The sequence below is a fragment of the Roseateles sp. P5_D6 genome (assembly GCF_054049415.1).
On record NZ_JBFUMK010000001.1, the window covers coordinates 209748 to 224986 of the forward strand.

Sequence of the window (15239 nt, forward strand, 5' to 3'; positions counted from 1 at the left end):
CTTCAAGGCGCGGCGGCGACGTCGCAGGTCGAGCGAGCGTCGACGTCGAGTGGCGTGGTTGCGCAAGCGGCTTGATGCGCCGCGCCCCAGCGACGGATCTCTTCGGCCACCGGCAGCACCGACAGCCCGTGCGGCGTGAGCCCGTATTGCACGACAGCCGGCACAGGCCCCGTGCGCTCGCGGCTCACCAGCCCGTCGGCCTGCAGCTCGCGCAGCTGCTCGGCCAGCACCTTGGCCGACACGTCTGGCAGGCTGCGCCGCAGCGCGGCGAAGTGCAGCGGGCCATCGGCCAACCGATACACGACAAACAACTTCCAGCGCCCACCGATGGCCGCCAGCGCCGCCGTCAGCGCGCAGCCGGGGATGGCGTTGCCACGCGCCGGGCGAGGACGGTTACCTGCAGGTGCCTTCTTGGCAGTGGACATGGTGCTGCATAGAGTGAACCGGGTCAGTCTAGTCACCCATCCGAGCCCATGCCTTCCCAACACACTCGCCGCACCGCCGCCGCCGCGCTCATGGCCACCGGTGTCAGCGCCATCGCCGCGCCCGCTTCCGCCGCCTCCGCGCCCCTGTTGCCTCCAACGCCGGTGGGCGCGCCGCAGGACTTCGAATTCGAGCACGGCAACTGGGACACGTCGCTGCGCCGCCGGCTGCGGCCACTGAGCGGCTCGGACGTGTGGGCGGAGTACGTCGGCACCACCCTCGTGCACCCGTTGCTGAGCGGCCGCGCGAATCTCGTCGAGCTGGATGTCTCGGGCCCCGAGGGTCGCATCCAGGGTCTGTCGCTGCGGCTCTTCGAGCAGCAGAGGCAGCGGTGGACGCTCAACTTCTCCAACGCAGCATCGGGCACGCTCGCCGTGCCGATGGTGGGCGGCTTCGGCGGCAGCCCGCGTGGCCTGTTCTACAGCGCCGAGGGCTTCAATGGCCGGCCTATCCTGGTGCGCTTCATCATCGAGTCCCTGAGCGTCGACCGCTGCCGCTTCGAGCAGGCGTTTTCGGCTGATGGCGGCGTCACGTGGGAGATCAATTGGATTGCGGTGGATACGAGGAGGTCATACTGAAGCGATGGAGAGACCCACGAGCGAACAGATAGCAGCGTTGCCGCCTTACCCCGCGTTGCCGCTCGACCGGATCCACGTGCTTCGCGACGCGGACCAATGCGACTTCGCTGAAGCAGAACTGCGCTTGGCCGGCCAGGTCGGCTTCGACACCGAGAGCAAGCCCATGTTTGTCGCTGGCGGTGAGCAGACAGGACCGCACATCGTGCAGTTCGCGACTGCGGGGCATGCCTTCATCGTACATACGGAAGCGCCGGAGACTGCAGGCTTCCTGCGCGCCATCCTTGAGTCTGAGGTCATCGTCAAGGTGGGGTTCGGCATCGTGTCCGACCGCGTGCCCTTGCACAGGAAGCTGGGCGTGCAGCTCAGCGGTGGGGTCGATGTTTCGCACATGGTGCGGCGACTGGGTTTCCAGCAGGCCGTCGGCCTCAGGGCCGCCGTCGCCATCGTGCTGGGCCAGCGCATGCCCAAGTCCAAGAAAGTCACCACCTCCAACTGGGCCACCCGCAAGCTCAGCCCCCAGCAGCTGCAATACGCGGCCAACGACGCGCATGCGTCGCTGCTGGTGTATCAGGCGCTCCAGGCGATGCCAATGGAGCTTGCGAGAGCTTCATCTCCATGAGTGGCCCTGCCAACGGCCACCCTCCAGCCGTCCGAGTTCTAAACTCAAGAGATGAAGCCGGTCCTGACTTGTCTGGTGGCGACCCTGTTCGCCAGTGCTGGACTGCAGGCCCATGAGACTCCCTGCGGGCCGTATCAAGTGGCCTTTTACGAAACGGGCTTGCTGTATTTCAAGAATGCCGCAGGCGACTACGTCGGCATCGACCGCGACGTCGTCGAGGAAGTCAGCAGGCGCACGGGCTGCTCCTTGGTGCGAGTCATGGAGTCCCGCGTGCGAACCTGGACGGCGCTGGCCGGGGGTACGCTTGACATGACGGTCTCGGGCATAGAAACGCCTGAGCGGCAGAGGTTTGCGCACTTCGTTCCTTATGTCCTGAACAATCGCAACTACCTGATCGTGCGCAACGAACTGGCTGCCACGACGAAGACCATGGACGAGTTCCGGGCGCGAAAGTTTCTGCGCCTGGGTGTAGTCAAGGGTTTTGTCCATGGCGCAACGCTGGACCCCTGGATCGAAGCGCTCCGTCGCGAAGGCCGCATCGATGAAGTGGCAGATCTGGAAGTTCTCGCCAGAGTCTTTGCTGTCGGGCGCGTCGATGCCTTCCTCAGCCAACCGGTGGTCTGGGCCCCACTACTCACGCGCAACCAGCTGGACGGAAAGGTCCAAATCCTCGACTTCGCGCCGCAGGACAACGCAGTCCTGGGGCTCGTGCTGTCGCGCCAGCGGGTTGCGGCCGTCGACGTCGACAAGATGCGCAACGCGATCGAGCTGATGCGCACCGACGGCACGCTTGAGACGATCTTTGCGCGCTATGTTGACCGGCCGACAGCCCGAGCGCTTGCAGCGCGACCCAGCGGAAAGTAGCGGCGGGCAAGCGCCCGTGGCGCCCTTTGCACTGAAGGCAGGCCTTCAGGTCTTCACGCCCAACTCGCGCAGCCGCTCGTTCAGATAGCTGTCGGCCGTATAGCGATCGCTCAGCACGACGTTGTCGCGCGGATGCAGGAACAACGGCAGCGACACGCGGCTCTTCTTCGCGCCTTCGCCGGTCGGGTTCACCACGCGGTGCTGGGTCGATGGGTAATAGCCCTCGGAGGCCTCCTGCAGCATGTCGCCGATGTTGATGGTCAACGTGCCGAAATCGCAGGGCACGTCGTGCCAGGCGCCGTCGGTGCCCAGTACCTGCAGGCCCGGCTCGTTGGCGGCGGGCAGGATGGTCAGCAGATTGATGTCGCCATGCGCTGCGGCGCGGATGGAGCCCACCGGCTCTTCGCCCGTCAACGGCGGGTAGCGCAGCACGCGCAGCAGGGTCTTGCTGCTGCCCTGGATCATGTTCGACAGCGGCTCGCGGTACTTGGCCGCGATCTCTGGCGGCGTGTAACGCTCCACCCAGCCCAGCAGTTCCTCCGCCAGCGCATTGGCTTCGCGGTAGTAGGTGAGGGCGTCTTCCTTCAACTGCTCGGGGATGCGGCCCCAGGGGTAGACGTGGAAATACTCCTTGATGTCCTTCTGCTTGGAACCCTTCGCGGTTTCCGAGATGGCGGTCGAGAAATACCCATCCTGGGTTTCCTTGGAAAACGCGTAGCCATGCTTGGCCTCGCTGTTGAAGAAGGCCAGCCAGTCGGCATAGATCTTCTCGACCAGGGTTTGGCGGATCGGGTGGTTGGTCAGCACGCCGAAACCGGTCTCGTGCAGGGAGCGGGTGAACTTCTCCGCGGCGTCGGGCGCGCGGTAGTCAACGACCTGGACTTGCATCTGGGATCTCCTGAATGTCCCTCGCGTTCAACCATTCAATCTCGGGGCTGGCGCGACCACCAAGTTTACGGGCCAGTCAACTTTGCTGCATCCCGGTGCGTGAACTTTGTCGCACCCCGTCCACCTTGTCGGGCAAACCCGGAGTGCTAGAGTCCGCCCCTGATACTTTTATTCCTTCCCGTCCCTTTTGCAGTTGCCCCTGGCAACAGCAGAGGTGGGTCGCAATCCGCCAACCGGTCGAGCCGTGTCGCGGAAGGTTCTTCAACCAGCCAACTCCCTGGAAACCGGGGCATGAGGTGAGCGAAAGATGATGCAGCAATACAGGTCCAACTCCTACCTGTTCGGCGGAAACGCGCCGTATGTGGAGGAGATGTACGAGGCCTACCTCGACAACCCGGGTTCCGTCCCGGACAACTGGCGCGCCTATTTCGACGCGTTGCAGCATGTCCCCGCGGTGGATGGCAGCGAGGCGCGCGACGTGGCCCATGCGCCGGTCGTCGAATCATTCGCCCAGCGCGCCAAGGCCAACGCCTTCGCCAACAAGGCTTCCAGCGCCGATCTGGCCGTCGCCCGCAAGCAGGTGCACGTGCAGTCGCTGATCGCGGCCTACCGTTTCCTCGGCAACCGCTGGGCCGAGCTGGACCCCCTCAAGCGCGCCGAGCGCCCCAAGATTCCCGAGCTGGACCCGGCGTTCTACGACCTGACCGAGTCCGACATGGACATCTCGTTCAGCGCCGTGAACAGCTATTTCGGCGGCGAGACGATGACGCTGCGCCAGATCGTGCAGGCCCTGCGCGAGACCTATTGCGGCTCGATCGGCTCCGAATTCATGCACGGCTCCGACCCCGGCGAGAAGCGCTGGTGGCAGGAGCGCCTGGAGAAGGCGCGCGGCAAGCCGACCTTCTCGGCCGAAGAGAAGAAGCACATCCTCGACCGCCTGACCGCGGCCGAAGGCCTGGAGCGCTATCTCCACACCAAGTACGTCGGCCAGAAGCGTTTCTCGCTGGAAGGCGGCGAGAGCTTCATCGCGGCGATGGACGAAGTGATCCAGCGTGGCGGCGAGCGCGGCGTGCAGGAAATCGTCATCGGCATGGCCCACCGCGGCCGCCTGAACGTGCTGGTCAACACGCTGGGCAAGATGCCTGCCGACCTGTTCGCCGAGTTCGAGCACAAGGCTGCCGAAGACCTGCCGGCCGGCGACGTGAAGTACCACCAGGGCTTCAGCTCCGACGTGTCCACGCCTGGCGGCCCGGTGCACCTGAGCCTGGCCTTCAATCCGTCCCACCTGGAAATCGTCAACCCGGTCGTTGAAGGCAGCGTGCGCGCCCGCCAGGACCGCCGCGGCGACAGCGAAGGCGCCCAGGTGCTGCCGGTGCTGGTGCACGGTGACGCGGCCTTCGGTGGCCAGGGCGTCGTGCAGGAAACGCTGGCGATGGCGCAGACGCGCGGCTACCGCACCGGCGGCACGGTCCACATCATCATCAACAACCAGATCGGCTTCACCACCAGCGACCCGCGCGACCTGCGCTCCACCTGGTACTGCTCCGACGTCGTCAAGATGATCGAAGCGCCGGTGCTGCACGTGAACGGCGACGACCCCGAGGCCGTCGTCTGGGCCACGCAGCTGTGCATGGACTACCGCGCCGAGTTCAAGAAGGACGTCGTCCTGGACATCGTCTGCTTCCGCAAGCTGGGCCACAACGAGCAGGACACGCCGGCGCTGACCCAGCCGCTGATGTACAAGAAAATCGCCGCCCACCCCGGTACGCGCAAGGTCTATGGCGACAAGCTGGTGGCGCAGAACGTGCTGCCGGCCGAAGGCCCGGACGACATGGTCAAGGCCTACCGCGCCGCCATGGACGAAGGCCGCCACACCGTCGACCCGGTGCTGACCAATTTCAAGAGCAAGTTCGCCACCGACTGGTCGCCCTTCCTGGGCAAGAAGTGGACCGACAGCTGTGACACCGCCATTCCGGTGGCCGAGTGGAAGCGCCTGGCCGAGAAGCTGACGACGCTGCCCAAGGACTTCGCGGCCCACAACCTCGTTGCCAAGCTCTACGCCGACCGCGCCACGATGGGCCGCGGCGAAGTCAACATCGACTGGGGCATGGGCGAGTCCATGGCTTTCGCGTCGCTGGTGGCTTCGGGCTACCCAGTGCGCCTGTCCGGCGAGGACAGCGGCCGCGGCACGTTCACGCACCGCCACGCCGTGCTGCACGACCAGAACCGCGCCAACTGGGACGCCGGCACCTACATCCCGCTGCAGAACGTGGCCGAAGGCCAGGCACCGTTCACCGTCATCGACTCCATCCTGTCTGAAGAAGCGGTGCTGGGCTTCGAGTACGGCTATGCCGCGGCCGAGCCCAACACGCTGACGATCTGGGAGGCGCAGTTCGGCGACTTCGTCAACGGCGCCCAGGTCGTCATCGACCAGTTCATCGCCTCCGGCGAAGTGAAGTGGGGCCGCTCCAACGGCCTGACGATGATGCTGCCGCACGGCTACGAAGGCCAGGGCCCGGAGCACAGCTCGGCGCGCCTGGAGCGCTTCATGCAGCTGGCCGCGGACAACAACATGCAGGTCGTGCAGCCCACCAACGCCGCGCAGATCTTCCACGTGCTGCGCCGCCAGATGCTGCGCATGTTCCGCAAGCCCCTGGTCATCATGACGCCCAAGAGCCTGCTGCGCGCGAAGGATGCCACCTCGCCGCTGGCCGATTTCACCAAGGGCGATTTCAAGACCATCATCGGTGAACAGGACGCCGCGCTGAATGCCGAGAAGGTCAAGCGTGTCATCGTCTGCTCGGGCAAGGTCTATTACGACCTGGTCAAGGCGCGGGCCGAGAAGAAGTCTGCGGACGTGGCCATCGTGCGCGTCGAGCAGCTCTACCCCTTCCCGCACAAGGCCTTCGCGGCCGAGTTGAAGAAGTACCCGAACGCCACCGACATCGTCTGGTGCCAGGACGAGCCGCAGAACCAAGGCGCCTGGTTCTTCGTGCAGCACTATGTGCACGAGAACATGAGCGAAGGCCAGAAGCTCGGCTACGCCGGCCGCCCGGCCAGCGCCAGCCCGGCCTGCGGCTATGCCCACCTGCACCAGGAGCAGCAGAAGGCGCTGCTGGATCAGGCGTTTGCCAAGCTCAAGGGCTTCATCCTCACCAAATAAGACCGCACCGCGCAGCGCCACTTGTCAGGCGCTGCGCTCACTTGCGCCTGTACCGCATCACACCGAATAAAGAACACGGAGCCTCCCACCATGGCCATCGTTGACGTCCAAGTTCCCCAGTTTTCCGAATCCGTTTCCGAGGGCACGCTGCTGACCTGGAAGAAGAAGCCCGGCGAAGCCGTCACCATCGACGAAACCCTCGTCGAGATCGAGACCGACAAGGTCGTGCTCGAAGTGCCCGCACCTGCCTCCGGCGTGCTGGCCGAAGTCCTGGTGGCTGACGGCAGCACCGTCGTCAGCCAGCAACTGCTCGCCAAGATCGACACCGAAGGCAAGGCCGGCGCTGCTGCAGCCGCACCTGCCGCTGCTGCTGCCGCACCTGTGGCCGCCGCTGCACCTGCTGCCGCCAACAAGGGCGATGTGGCCATGCCCGCCGCCGCCAAGATCCTGGCCGAGAAGGGCCTGGCTGCCACCGACGTGGCCGGCTCCGGCAAGGACGGCCGCGTGACCAAGGGCGACGCCCTTGGCGCCCAGCCCAAGCCTGCTGCCGTCGCCGCGCCGCTGGTCGTGCCTGCGTCGCCCGCGGTCGCCAAGCCGCTGCCCGCCGTGGCCGCGCCGGCCCAGCAGAACCTGGGCGACCGCCCCGAGCAGCGCGTGCCCATGACCCGCCTGCGCGCCCGCATCGCCGAGCGCCTGGTGCAGTCGCAGTCGACCAACGCCATCCTGACCACCTTCAACGAAGTCAACATGGCCCCGGTCATGGAGATGCGCAAGAAGTTCCAGGAGAAGTTCGAGAAGGAACATGGCGTCAAGCTCGGCTTCATGAGCTTCTTCGTCAAGGCAGCCGTCGCGGCGCTGAAGAAGTACCCGATCATCAATGCCTCGGTCGATGGCAACGACATCGTCTACCACGGCTACTTCGACATCGGCATTGCGGTGGGCTCGCCGCGCGGCCTCGTCGTGCCGGTGCTGCGCAATGTCGACCAGATGAGCTTCGCCGACATCGAGAAGAAGATCGCCGAGTTTGGCCAGAAGGCCAAGGACGGCAAGCTGTCCATCGACGACCTGACCGGCGGCACCTTCTCCATCTCGAACGGCGGCACCTTCGGCTCCATGCTGTCCACGCCCATCATCAACCCGCCGCAGTCGGCCATCCTGGGCGTGCACGCCACCAAGGACCGTGCTGTCGTCGAGAACGGCCAGGTCGTGGTGCGGCCGATCAACTACCTCGCCATGTCCTATGACCACCGCATCATCGACGGCCGCGAGGCCGTGCTGGGCCTGGTGACGATGAAAGAAGCGCTGGAAGACCCCGCCCGCTTGCTGTTCGACATCTAAGAAAGCCAAGGAACGATCAGCATGAGCACCAAGCAATTCGACGTCGTCGTCATCGGCGGCGGCCCCGGCGGTTACATCGCGGCCATCCGCGCGGCCCAGCTGGGCATGAACGTGGCCTGCATCGACGAGTGGAAGAACGACAAGGGCGGCCCCGCCCTCGGCGGCACCTGCACCAACGTCGGCTGCATCCCGTCCAAGGCGCTGCTGCAGTCCAGCGAGCACTACGAGCAGCTGAACCACCACTTTGCCGACCACGGCATCACGGCGGACAACGTCAAGATGGACGTCGCCAAGATGCTGGCCCGCAAGGACCAGGTCGTGAAGCAGAACAACGACGGCATCGTCTACCTGTTCAAGAAGAACAAGGTCACGTTCTTCCACGGTCGTGGCTCCTTCGTTGCCGCCAAGGATGGCGGTTATGAACTCAAGGCTGGTGAGGAAACCATCGCGGCCAAGCAGGTCATCGTCGCCACGGGTTCCAACGCCCGCGCGCTGCCCGGCGTGCCGTTCGACGAAGAGAACATCCTGTCCAACGACGGTGCCCTGCGCGTCGGCTCCACGCCCAAGAAGCTGGGCCTGATCGGCGCCGGCGTCATCGGCCTGGAGATGGGTTCGGTCTGGCGCCGCCTGGGCGCTGAAGTGACCGTACTGGAAGGCCTGCCGGCCTTCCTGGGGGCGGTGGATGAGAGCGTCGCCAAGGAGGCCGCCAAGGTCTTCAAGAAGCAGGGCCTGGACATCCAGCTCGGCGTCAAGGTCGGCGAGGTCAAGTCGGGCAAGAAGGGCGTCAGCGTCGCCTACACCGACGCCAAGGGCGAAGCCAAGACGCTGGAGGTCGACAAGCTCATCGTCTCCATCGGACGTGTGCCCAACACCATCGGCTTGGGTGCTGATGTGGTCGGCCTCAAGCTGGACGAGCGCGGCGCCATCGTCGTGGATGACGACTGCAAGACCAGCCTGCCGGGCGTCTGGGCCATCGGCGACGTCGTGCGCGGCCCGATGCTCGCGCACAAGGCCGAGGAAGAGGGCGTTGCCGTGGCCGAACGCATGGCTGGCCAGCATGGGCACGTGAACTTCAACACCGTGCCCTGGGTCATCTACACCAGCCCCGAGATCGCCTGGGTCGGCAAGACCGAGCAGCAGCTCAAGGCCGAAGGCGTCGCCTACAAGGCCGGCCAGTTCCCCTTCCTGGCCAACGGCCGCGCCCGTGCGCTGGGTGACACGACCGGCTTCGTCAAGTTCCTGGCCGACGCCAAGACCGACGAGATCCTGGGCGTGCACATCATTGGCCCGTTCGCGTCGGAGCTGATCTCCGAGGCGGTGGTGGCGATGGAGTTCAAGGCCTCGGCCGAGGACATCGCACGCATCTGCCACGCGCATCCGTCCTTGAGCGAAGCGACGAAGGAAGCGGCCCTGGCCGTCGACAAGCGCACGCTGAACTTCTGATCGCACGTAGCGAATCGAAAGGGGCGGCCAGACAGTCGCCCCTTTTTTTGCGATGACCTCAGTCACTGAGCTTTACCAGCAGACCCTCACCGAGCGCGGCTTCACGGCCGACGCTGCGCAGCTGCGTGCCATCGAGGCCCTGCAGCGCTGCCAGGACGAATGGGCCAGCTACAAGGCTCGCCGCGCCAATGCGGTCACCAAGCTGCTGGTGCGGCCGCCGATCCCGCGCGGCGTCTACATGTACGGCGGCGTGGGGCGGGGCAAGAGCTTCCTGATGGACTGCTTCTTCCAGGCCGTGCCACTGCAGCGCAAGACGCGGCTGCACTTTCACGAGTTCATGCGCGAGGTGCACCGCGAGCTGCAGGAGCTCAAGGGCATTGCCGACCCGCTGGACGAACTCGGCAAGCGCATCGCGCGGCGTTTCCGCCTGATCTGCTTCGACGAGTTCCACGTCGCCGACGTGACCGACGCGATGATCCTGCACCGCCTGCTGGACGCGCTGTTCCGCAACCGCGTGTCCATCATCACGACGTCCAACTTCCACCCGGACGGCCTCTATCCCAACGGCTTGCACCGCGACCGCATCCTGCCAGCCATCGAGCTGCTGAAGGCCAACCTCGAGGTCATCAATGTCGATGCCGGCACCGACTACCGGCGCCGCACGCTGGAGGACATGAATCTCTACCTGACGCCGCTGAACGAGTCGACGGAAGCGGCGCTTACCCAGGCCTTCGAGTCCCTCGCAGAAGCGCAGGACGAAGACCGCAAGCTGATGATCGAGCACCGCGCCCTCTACGCGCGTCGGCGTGCCGGCGGTGTCGTCTGGTTCGATTTCGCAACGCTTTGTGGTGGTCCACGCTCGCAGAACGACTACCTCGAGCTGGCCAGTCAGTTCCATACCGTCATCCTGTCCGACGTGCCCGAGATGCCGGTGCGCCTGGCCAGCGAGGCGCGCCGCTTCACCTGGCTGGTGGACGTGCTCTACGACCGCCGCGTCAAACTCATCATTTCGGCCGCGGTGCCAGCGGAGCAGCTTTACACCGAAGGGCCGCTGGCTCACGAATTCCCGCGCACGGTGTCGCGCTTGCAGGAAATGCGCTCGGCCGAATACCTCGCCTTGGCCCGTCGCGAGGTTGATACTTCGCTCACATGAGGCCATCCCCTACTCGCTTCGCGCACCTTGCAGGCCGCGCCGACCCCGGAGGGGCCGACCCTTCGGCAGGCGCAAACGGCGTGCCGTTTGTGTCCGGCCTCAGCCCCCTTCGAGGGGGCGCCGCCAGTGGCCCGGCAAGGCCGGTTCCACGGCGGCCGCTTGATGTGGCCGCCGGCTGTCGCGGCGGCCTGCTGGTGGGGCTCTGGCTCGCGACCGTGGTGGCTTGTGCGGAAACACCTCAGCCGGCCACGCGTGCCGAGGTCGCTGTCCAGCGCGCCGCCATCGAGCAGCGCTTCGCGCAGGAAAAGCTGGACTGCGAGCAGCGCTTTTCCGTCGCTGCCTGCCTGGATGAGCTGCGTCGGCGCCGCCACGAGGCGTTGGCACCCCTGGTGCGACGGGAAAATGAACTCGCGGCCGAGGAGCGTCGTGCCCGCGCGGCAGCCCAGACCCAGCGCGTGCGCGAACGCGAGCTCGCCGCGTCTCAGGACGAGGGCCAGAAGCGCGAGCGCATCCTCACGGCGCCGCCGCCGGCTCCACCTGCGGTGGCCGCCTCCCGCACGCCCCGCGCGCGGAGCCCGGAAGATGCCGCACGCCAGCGCCAGCAGGCAGAGAACAAGGCGCAGGGCGAGGCGGCCAAGCGCCGCGAGCAGGCTGAGGTGCGCGAGAAGCGTCAACAGCAGCGCATTGCCGAGCACGAGGCCAGACAGAAGGCCAGGGCCAAGCCGCTGGCTGCGCCCCTGCCTTTGCCGGGCGCATCAGCCGCGTCGCGGTAGCGGCCGCTAATCGAGGTTCTCGAGCTTGACGATGGCGACGGACAGGTTGTCGCCGCCGCCCCGGGCGCGCTGGCGCGCCTTGCTCACCAGCAACTCGGCCGCTTCGCGCGGCGGCAGGCTGTAGAGCACGCTGCCCAGCTCCTGGGCGGTGAAGTAGTGCCAGAGCCCGTCGCTGCAGCACATCAGCGTGTCGCCCACTTCGAGGTTCTCGAAGCGCTCCGATGTCGACGTCGGGTCCTGCACCGTTCCCAGGCAGGCCGTCAGCAGATTGCTCTGCGGATGCGAGCTGGCCTCGACCTCGGTGAGCTGGCCCTCGTCGACGAGGCGCTGCACATAGGAGTGGTCCATGGAGCGCTTGACCAGGCGCGCGCCGCGGAACCAGTAGATGCGCGAGTCGCCGGAATGGATCCAGTGCACGCAGCGGTCGCTGGTGATGACGAAGCCGGCGATCGTGCTGTGCGGTTCCTCCTCGGCGGAGATGGCCGTCAGCTTGATCATCAGGTGCGCCTCCGCCGTGATCTGGCTCAGCAGCTCGGCAGGCAGCTCATCCTCGGGCGAATAGCGCTCGAACAGCTGGTGCGCCGTCAGGATGACCTGGTCGGCCGCCTTGCGCCCGCCGCTCTTGCCGCCCATGCCGTCTGCCACGATGCCCATCATGCAGCCCGCTATGCGCGGGTGGGCGATGACGGCCACCTGATCCTGCTGATAGGCCCGGTCCCCGCGATGGGTGCCGGTGGCGGCGTTGAGTCGGAAACCGACGGCGGTGGGGGAGGGCATGCCGAAAACTATACTGGTCGGTGAGCTTGTGCCCGCATCGAACCGCCTTCGTAAACCCTTGGATGGATGAACAACTTCACTCGTTGCCCCGGCGGCTCATCGAGCTGCGCATGGAGCATGGCGACCTCGACGCGATGATCGACCGACTGGTCGAACAGTCGCCGGTGGACGAGTTGGCACTGCAGCGGCTGAAGAAGCGCCGCCTGGTTCTGCGCGACATGATTGCCCGGTTGGAGGCCGCCACAGAACCCGATGAACCCGCCTGATCTCGACGACTGGCTCGACGCCCTCGATCAGGCCACCCCTCCCGCCCCGCCCGCTGCTGACGAACTCGAACAGGCCGTTTTGGCCGCTTTCGACCTGGACGGCCCCTTGGCGCGCCTGGACCGGGGCTACAGGCCCCGCGCGCCCCAGTTGGAGATGACCCGTGCCGTCGCCCGGGCGCTCAGCCGCCGCCAGGCCCTGGTTGTCGAGGCTGGCACGGGCGTCGGCAAGACCTTTGCTTACCTTGTGCCCGCTTTGCTGGCCGGCAGCCGGGCGCTGATCAGTACCGCCACCAAGAGCCTGCAGGACCAGCTTTTCCTGCGCGATCTGCCCCGGCTGACCAAGGCGCTGAACACCCCGGTGCGCCTGGCCTTGCTGAAGGGCCGCAGCAGCTATCTCTGCCTGCATCGGATGAAGGAGGCGCGCGTGTCCGGCGAGTTCCCGGACCGGCGTACGGCGCTGTCGCTGGCCCGCATCGAGCGCTGGGCCCTGGGCACGACAACGGGCGACTTCGCCGAGATCGACGGCTTGGACGAGCGCTCGCCCATCATCCCCATCGTCAGCTCCAGCCGCGAGAACTGCCTTGGCCAGGAGTGCCCGGACTGGAAGAGCTGCTACGTCGTCAAGGCGCGACGCGAGGCGATGGAGGCCGATGTCGTCGTCGTCAACCACCACCTCTTCTTCGCCGACATGACGCTGCGCGATACCGGCGTGGCCGAGCTGCTGCCCAGCGTCGAGATCGCCATCTTCGACGAGGCCCACCAGCTCGCCGAGGCCGGCGTGCAGTTCCTCGGCACGCTGCTGGGTACGGCCTCGCTGATCGATTTCGCGCGTGATGTGCTGGCCCAGGGCCTGGCCCATGCACGCGGCGTGCACGACTGGCAGGGCTTGCATGCGGGTGTCGAGAAGGCGGCGCGGGAGCTGCGCCTGGCCGCGGCCGGCCCGCTGGCCACTGCCGGCCGCGAGTTGCGCGGCACGCTCAAGCTGGGCTGGAAGGAGAGGGCGAACCAGCCCGGTTTCGCCACGGCGCTGGCTGGCGTCGAAGTGGCGACGGCCAAGGCCTTGGAGGCGCTGACCGCCGTGCGCGAGGCCGCGCCCGATTTCGCGCGCCTGTGTGAGCGGGCCCAAGAGTTGCGCGAGTTGGCCAAACAGTTCGCCACCGACCCTGATCCGGGAGACGTGCGCTGGATCGACATCAGCCCGCATGCGGCCCGCCTGGTCGAGTCGCCCCTGGACATCCGCGACGCGATGCAGCAGCAGCTGGAGGGGCCACCCAAGGCCTGGGTATTCACCTCGGCCACACTGGGCGACGACGACGGATTGACGTGGTTCACCGAGCCCGCCGGCCTGACCGAGGCCGAGGTGCTGCGTGTGGGCAGCCCCTTCGACTATCCGACTCATGCGCGCCTTTACGTGCCGCGCGGTTTCCCAAAGCCCAGCGAGCCCAGTCATCCGCCCAGCGTTGCCCTGCTGGCGTCACGCCTGGCGCGGGCGCTGGGGGGGCGCACTTTCGTGCTGACCACGACGCTGCGCAATCTGCAGACTGTGGCTGACGCGCTGCGCGAGCGCTTCGAGGAAGCTGGCGACGCGATCGCCGTGCTGCAGCAGGGCGCGGCGCCCAAGCGTGTGCTGCTGCAGCGCTTCATCGACAACCCGGCGTCGGTCCTGGTCGGCTCGGCCAGCTTCTGGGAAGGCATCGATGTGCCCGGCGACGCACTGCAATGCGTGATCATCGACAAATTGCCCTTCCCGCCGCCCAACGACCCGCTCGTGGAGGCGCGTGTGCAGCGCCTGGAGGCGCAGGGGCGCAATGCCTTCTCGGAATATTTCGTCGCCGAGGCGGCGATTGCGCTCAAGCAGGGTGCGGGGCGGCTGATCCGAACCGAGACCGATCGTGGCCTGCTGGTGGTGTGTGACCCGCGCATGGCGGGCATGAACTATGGACGCCGCCTGCGCGCGGCGCTGCCGCCGATGACGGCGGTGGCCAACGAAGCCGAGGCCCTGGCTTGGCTAGAGGAACTCAGCGCCAGCCGGCGCTGAAGGCGCCGATCATCAGTGGCCGACGCCGAAGCGTCAGATCACCAGAGTTGCCACCAGGGCTTCTTGCGGTTGGCGCCGTTGCTGGCGTACTGGCTGTCGGGGAAGTTCTTGTCGAGCACGCGGCGGGCGTCGTCACGCAGCTGGGTCAGGCCGAGCTTGTCATAGCTCTCGCCCATGATGAAGAGGCCTTCCTCGATGCCGGGCGCGTACTGGAACTCGGCCACGGCCGACTGGGCGCGGTTCGCCGCGGCGACGTAGGCCTTGCGGTTGAAGTAGTAGCGCGCCACGTGGATCTCGTAGGCCGCCAGCGTGTTGGTGATGAAGTTGATGCGCGTCGTCGCCTCGGCCGCGTACTTGGACTCGGGGAATTGCTCGACGAGCTGGCGGAAGGCCAGCAGGGCTTCTCGCGAGGCCTGCTGGTCGCGCTCGGACACGTCCTGGTTGGCTAGGCGGCCGAACAGTCCCAAGTCCTCGTTGAAGTTGACGATGCCCTTCATGTACAGGGCGTAGTCCATCGCCGGGCTGGACGGGTTGAGCTTGATGAAGCGGTCCAGCGTGGCAATCGCCTGGGCGCGCTCGCCCGTGCGGTAGTACGCCCAGGCCACATCCAGCGTCGCCTGCTGGCCCATCGTCGTGCCGGCGGCGCGACCTTCGATCTTTTCGAGCGCCTTGATGGCGCGGTCGTAACTGCCGGCGTTCAGGTCGTCCTTGGCGTCTGCATACAATTTGTCCAGCGCCGCCTGGGAGTTTGGATCCTCCTTGGCCGTGGAGCCGCAACCGCTCAAGCCCAGCGCGAACGCCATCAGGACAGTGCCAGCGACGACGCGGGCGGTCTTGAATTTCTCAACAAACATGT

The 15239-nt window shown here is 66.4% G+C and carries 14 protein-coding genes; 10 read left to right on the forward strand and 4 right to left on the reverse strand.

The window, feature by feature from the left end:
• Positions 1 to 2: 2 nt before the first annotated feature.
• Complete coding sequence (locus ACXJKM_RS00905; RefSeq protein ID WP_457349656.1) at positions 3 to 425, reverse strand: winged helix-turn-helix transcriptional regulator; 423 nt, start codon at positions 423 to 425, stop codon at positions 3 to 5.
• A gap of 48 nt (positions 426 to 473) precedes the next feature.
• Here ACXJKM_RS00905 and ACXJKM_RS00910 point away from each other — a divergent pair, with 48 nt between their 5' ends.
• From ACXJKM_RS00910 to ACXJKM_RS00920, 3 genes are read left to right on the forward strand one after another with little or no spacing between them, the layout of a single operon-like run.
• Complete coding sequence (locus ACXJKM_RS00910; protein ID WP_457349658.1) at positions 474 to 1061, forward strand: DUF1579 domain-containing protein; 588 nt, start codon at positions 474 to 476, stop codon at positions 1059 to 1061.
• A 4-nt stretch (positions 1062 to 1065) separates the two neighbouring features.
• Positions 1066 to 1680, forward strand: coding sequence for a 3'-5' exonuclease (locus ACXJKM_RS00915; RefSeq protein WP_162247798.1), 615 nt, complete (start codon positions 1066 to 1068; stop codon positions 1678 to 1680).
• Positions 1681 to 1731: 51 nt separating this feature from the next.
• Positions 1732 to 2544, forward strand: coding sequence for a substrate-binding periplasmic protein (locus ACXJKM_RS00920; protein ID WP_056198204.1), 813 nt, complete (start codon positions 1732 to 1734; stop codon positions 2542 to 2544).
• Between the two features lie 45 nt (positions 2545 to 2589).
• Here the strand turns inward: ACXJKM_RS00920 and ACXJKM_RS00925 are convergent, their stop codons facing one another.
• Positions 2590 to 3432, reverse strand: a complete 843-nt coding sequence (locus ACXJKM_RS00925) for an isopenicillin N synthase family dioxygenase (protein WP_056198202.1) — start codon at positions 3430 to 3432, stop codon at positions 2590 to 2592.
• Positions 3433 to 3739: 307 nt separating this feature from the next.
• Between ACXJKM_RS00925 and ACXJKM_RS00930 the strand changes: the two genes are divergently transcribed.
• From ACXJKM_RS00930 to ACXJKM_RS00950, 5 genes are all read left to right on the forward strand, one after another.
• On the forward strand, positions 3740 to 6595 hold the full coding sequence (locus ACXJKM_RS00930; RefSeq protein WP_056198200.1) for a 2-oxoglutarate dehydrogenase E1 component: 2856 nt from the start codon (positions 3740 to 3742) through the stop codon (positions 6593 to 6595).
• 90 nt (positions 6596 to 6685) lie between these two features.
• Positions 6686 to 7933, forward strand: a complete 1248-nt coding sequence (gene odhB, locus ACXJKM_RS00935; protein WP_056198198.1) for a 2-oxoglutarate dehydrogenase complex dihydrolipoyllysine-residue succinyltransferase — start codon at positions 6686 to 6688, stop codon at positions 7931 to 7933.
• 21 nt (positions 7934 to 7954) lie between these two features.
• Entirely contained in the window at positions 7955 to 9376 is a 1422-nt protein-coding gene (lpdA, locus tag ACXJKM_RS00940) for a dihydrolipoyl dehydrogenase (RefSeq protein WP_457349661.1), read from the forward strand.
• A gap of 52 nt (positions 9377 to 9428) precedes the next feature.
• The gene (gene zapE, locus ACXJKM_RS00945) at positions 9429 to 10529 is read left to right on the forward strand and encodes a cell division protein ZapE (protein WP_457349663.1); all 1101 of its coding nucleotides are present in this window, start codon (positions 9429 to 9431) and stop codon (positions 10527 to 10529) included.
• 164 nt (positions 10530 to 10693) lie between these two features.
• Complete coding sequence (locus ACXJKM_RS00950; RefSeq protein WP_457349665.1) at positions 10694 to 11302, forward strand: hypothetical protein; 609 nt, start codon at positions 10694 to 10696, stop codon at positions 11300 to 11302.
• A gap of 6 nt (positions 11303 to 11308) precedes the next feature.
• On the opposite strand, the gene ACXJKM_RS00955 is transcribed toward ACXJKM_RS00950, so the two are convergent.
• A complete protein-coding gene (locus ACXJKM_RS00955) occupies positions 11309 to 12079 on the reverse strand; it encodes a PP2C family protein-serine/threonine phosphatase (protein ID WP_457349667.1) in 771 nt (256 codons plus the stop codon).
• A gap of 62 nt (positions 12080 to 12141) precedes the next feature.
• Here ACXJKM_RS00955 and ACXJKM_RS00960 point away from each other — a divergent pair, with 62 nt between their 5' ends.
• Both ACXJKM_RS00960 and ACXJKM_RS00965 read left to right on the forward strand, forming a co-directional pair.
• Positions 12142 to 12345, forward strand: a complete 204-nt coding sequence (locus ACXJKM_RS00960; RefSeq protein WP_056198185.1) for a YdcH family protein — start codon at positions 12142 to 12144, stop codon at positions 12343 to 12345.
• Positions 12332 to 14383 carry an ATP-dependent DNA helicase gene (locus ACXJKM_RS00965; RefSeq protein ID WP_457349669.1) on the forward strand — a complete coding sequence of 684 codons (2052 nt, stop codon included), beginning with the start codon at positions 12332 to 12334 and terminating at the stop codon, positions 14381 to 14383. Before ACXJKM_RS00960 ends, ACXJKM_RS00965 begins: the two co-directional genes overlap by 14 nt.
• 38 nt (positions 14384 to 14421) lie before the next feature.
• Here the strand turns inward: ACXJKM_RS00965 and ACXJKM_RS00970 are convergent, their stop codons facing one another.
• Complete coding sequence (locus ACXJKM_RS00970) at positions 14422 to 15237, reverse strand: outer membrane protein assembly factor BamD (protein WP_457349671.1); 816 nt, start codon at positions 15235 to 15237, stop codon at positions 14422 to 14424.
• Positions 15238 to 15239 lie beyond the last annotated feature (2 nt).

Coding starts and splice junctions, on each gene's coding strand:
- ACXJKM_RS00905 (WP_457349656.1), bottom strand. CDS start 425: ATGTCCACTGCCAAGAAGGCACCTGCAGGTAACCGTCCTCGCCCGGCG.
- ACXJKM_RS00910 (WP_457349658.1), top strand. CDS start 474: ATGCCTTCCCAACACACTCGCCGCACCGCCGCCGCCGCGCTCATGGCC.
- ACXJKM_RS00915 (WP_162247798.1), top strand. CDS start 1,066: ATGGAGAGACCCACGAGCGAACAGATAGCAGCGTTGCCGCCTTACCCC.
- ACXJKM_RS00920 (WP_056198204.1), top strand. CDS start 1,732: ATGAAGCCGGTCCTGACTTGTCTGGTGGCGACCCTGTTCGCCAGTGCT.
- ACXJKM_RS00925 (WP_056198202.1), bottom strand. CDS start 3,432: ATGCAAGTCCAGGTCGTTGACTACCGCGCGCCCGACGCCGCGGAGAAG.
- ACXJKM_RS00930 (WP_056198200.1), top strand. CDS start 3,740: ATGATGCAGCAATACAGGTCCAACTCCTACCTGTTCGGCGGAAACGCG.
- odhB (WP_056198198.1), top strand. CDS start 6,686: ATGGCCATCGTTGACGTCCAAGTTCCCCAGTTTTCCGAATCCGTTTCC.
- lpdA (WP_457349661.1), top strand. CDS start 7,955: ATGAGCACCAAGCAATTCGACGTCGTCGTCATCGGCGGCGGCCCCGGC.
- zapE (WP_457349663.1), top strand. CDS start 9,429: ATGACCTCAGTCACTGAGCTTTACCAGCAGACCCTCACCGAGCGCGGC.
- ACXJKM_RS00955 (WP_457349667.1), bottom strand. CDS start 12,079: ATGCCCTCCCCCACCGCCGTCGGTTTCCGACTCAACGCCGCCACCGGC.
- ACXJKM_RS00960 (WP_056198185.1), top strand. CDS start 12,142: ATGGATGAACAACTTCACTCGTTGCCCCGGCGGCTCATCGAGCTGCGC.
- ACXJKM_RS00965 (WP_457349669.1), top strand. CDS start 12,332: ATGAACCCGCCTGATCTCGACGACTGGCTCGACGCCCTCGATCAGGCC.
- ACXJKM_RS00970 (WP_457349671.1), bottom strand. CDS start 15,237: ATGTTTGTTGAGAAATTCAAGACCGCCCGCGTCGTCGCTGGCACTGTC.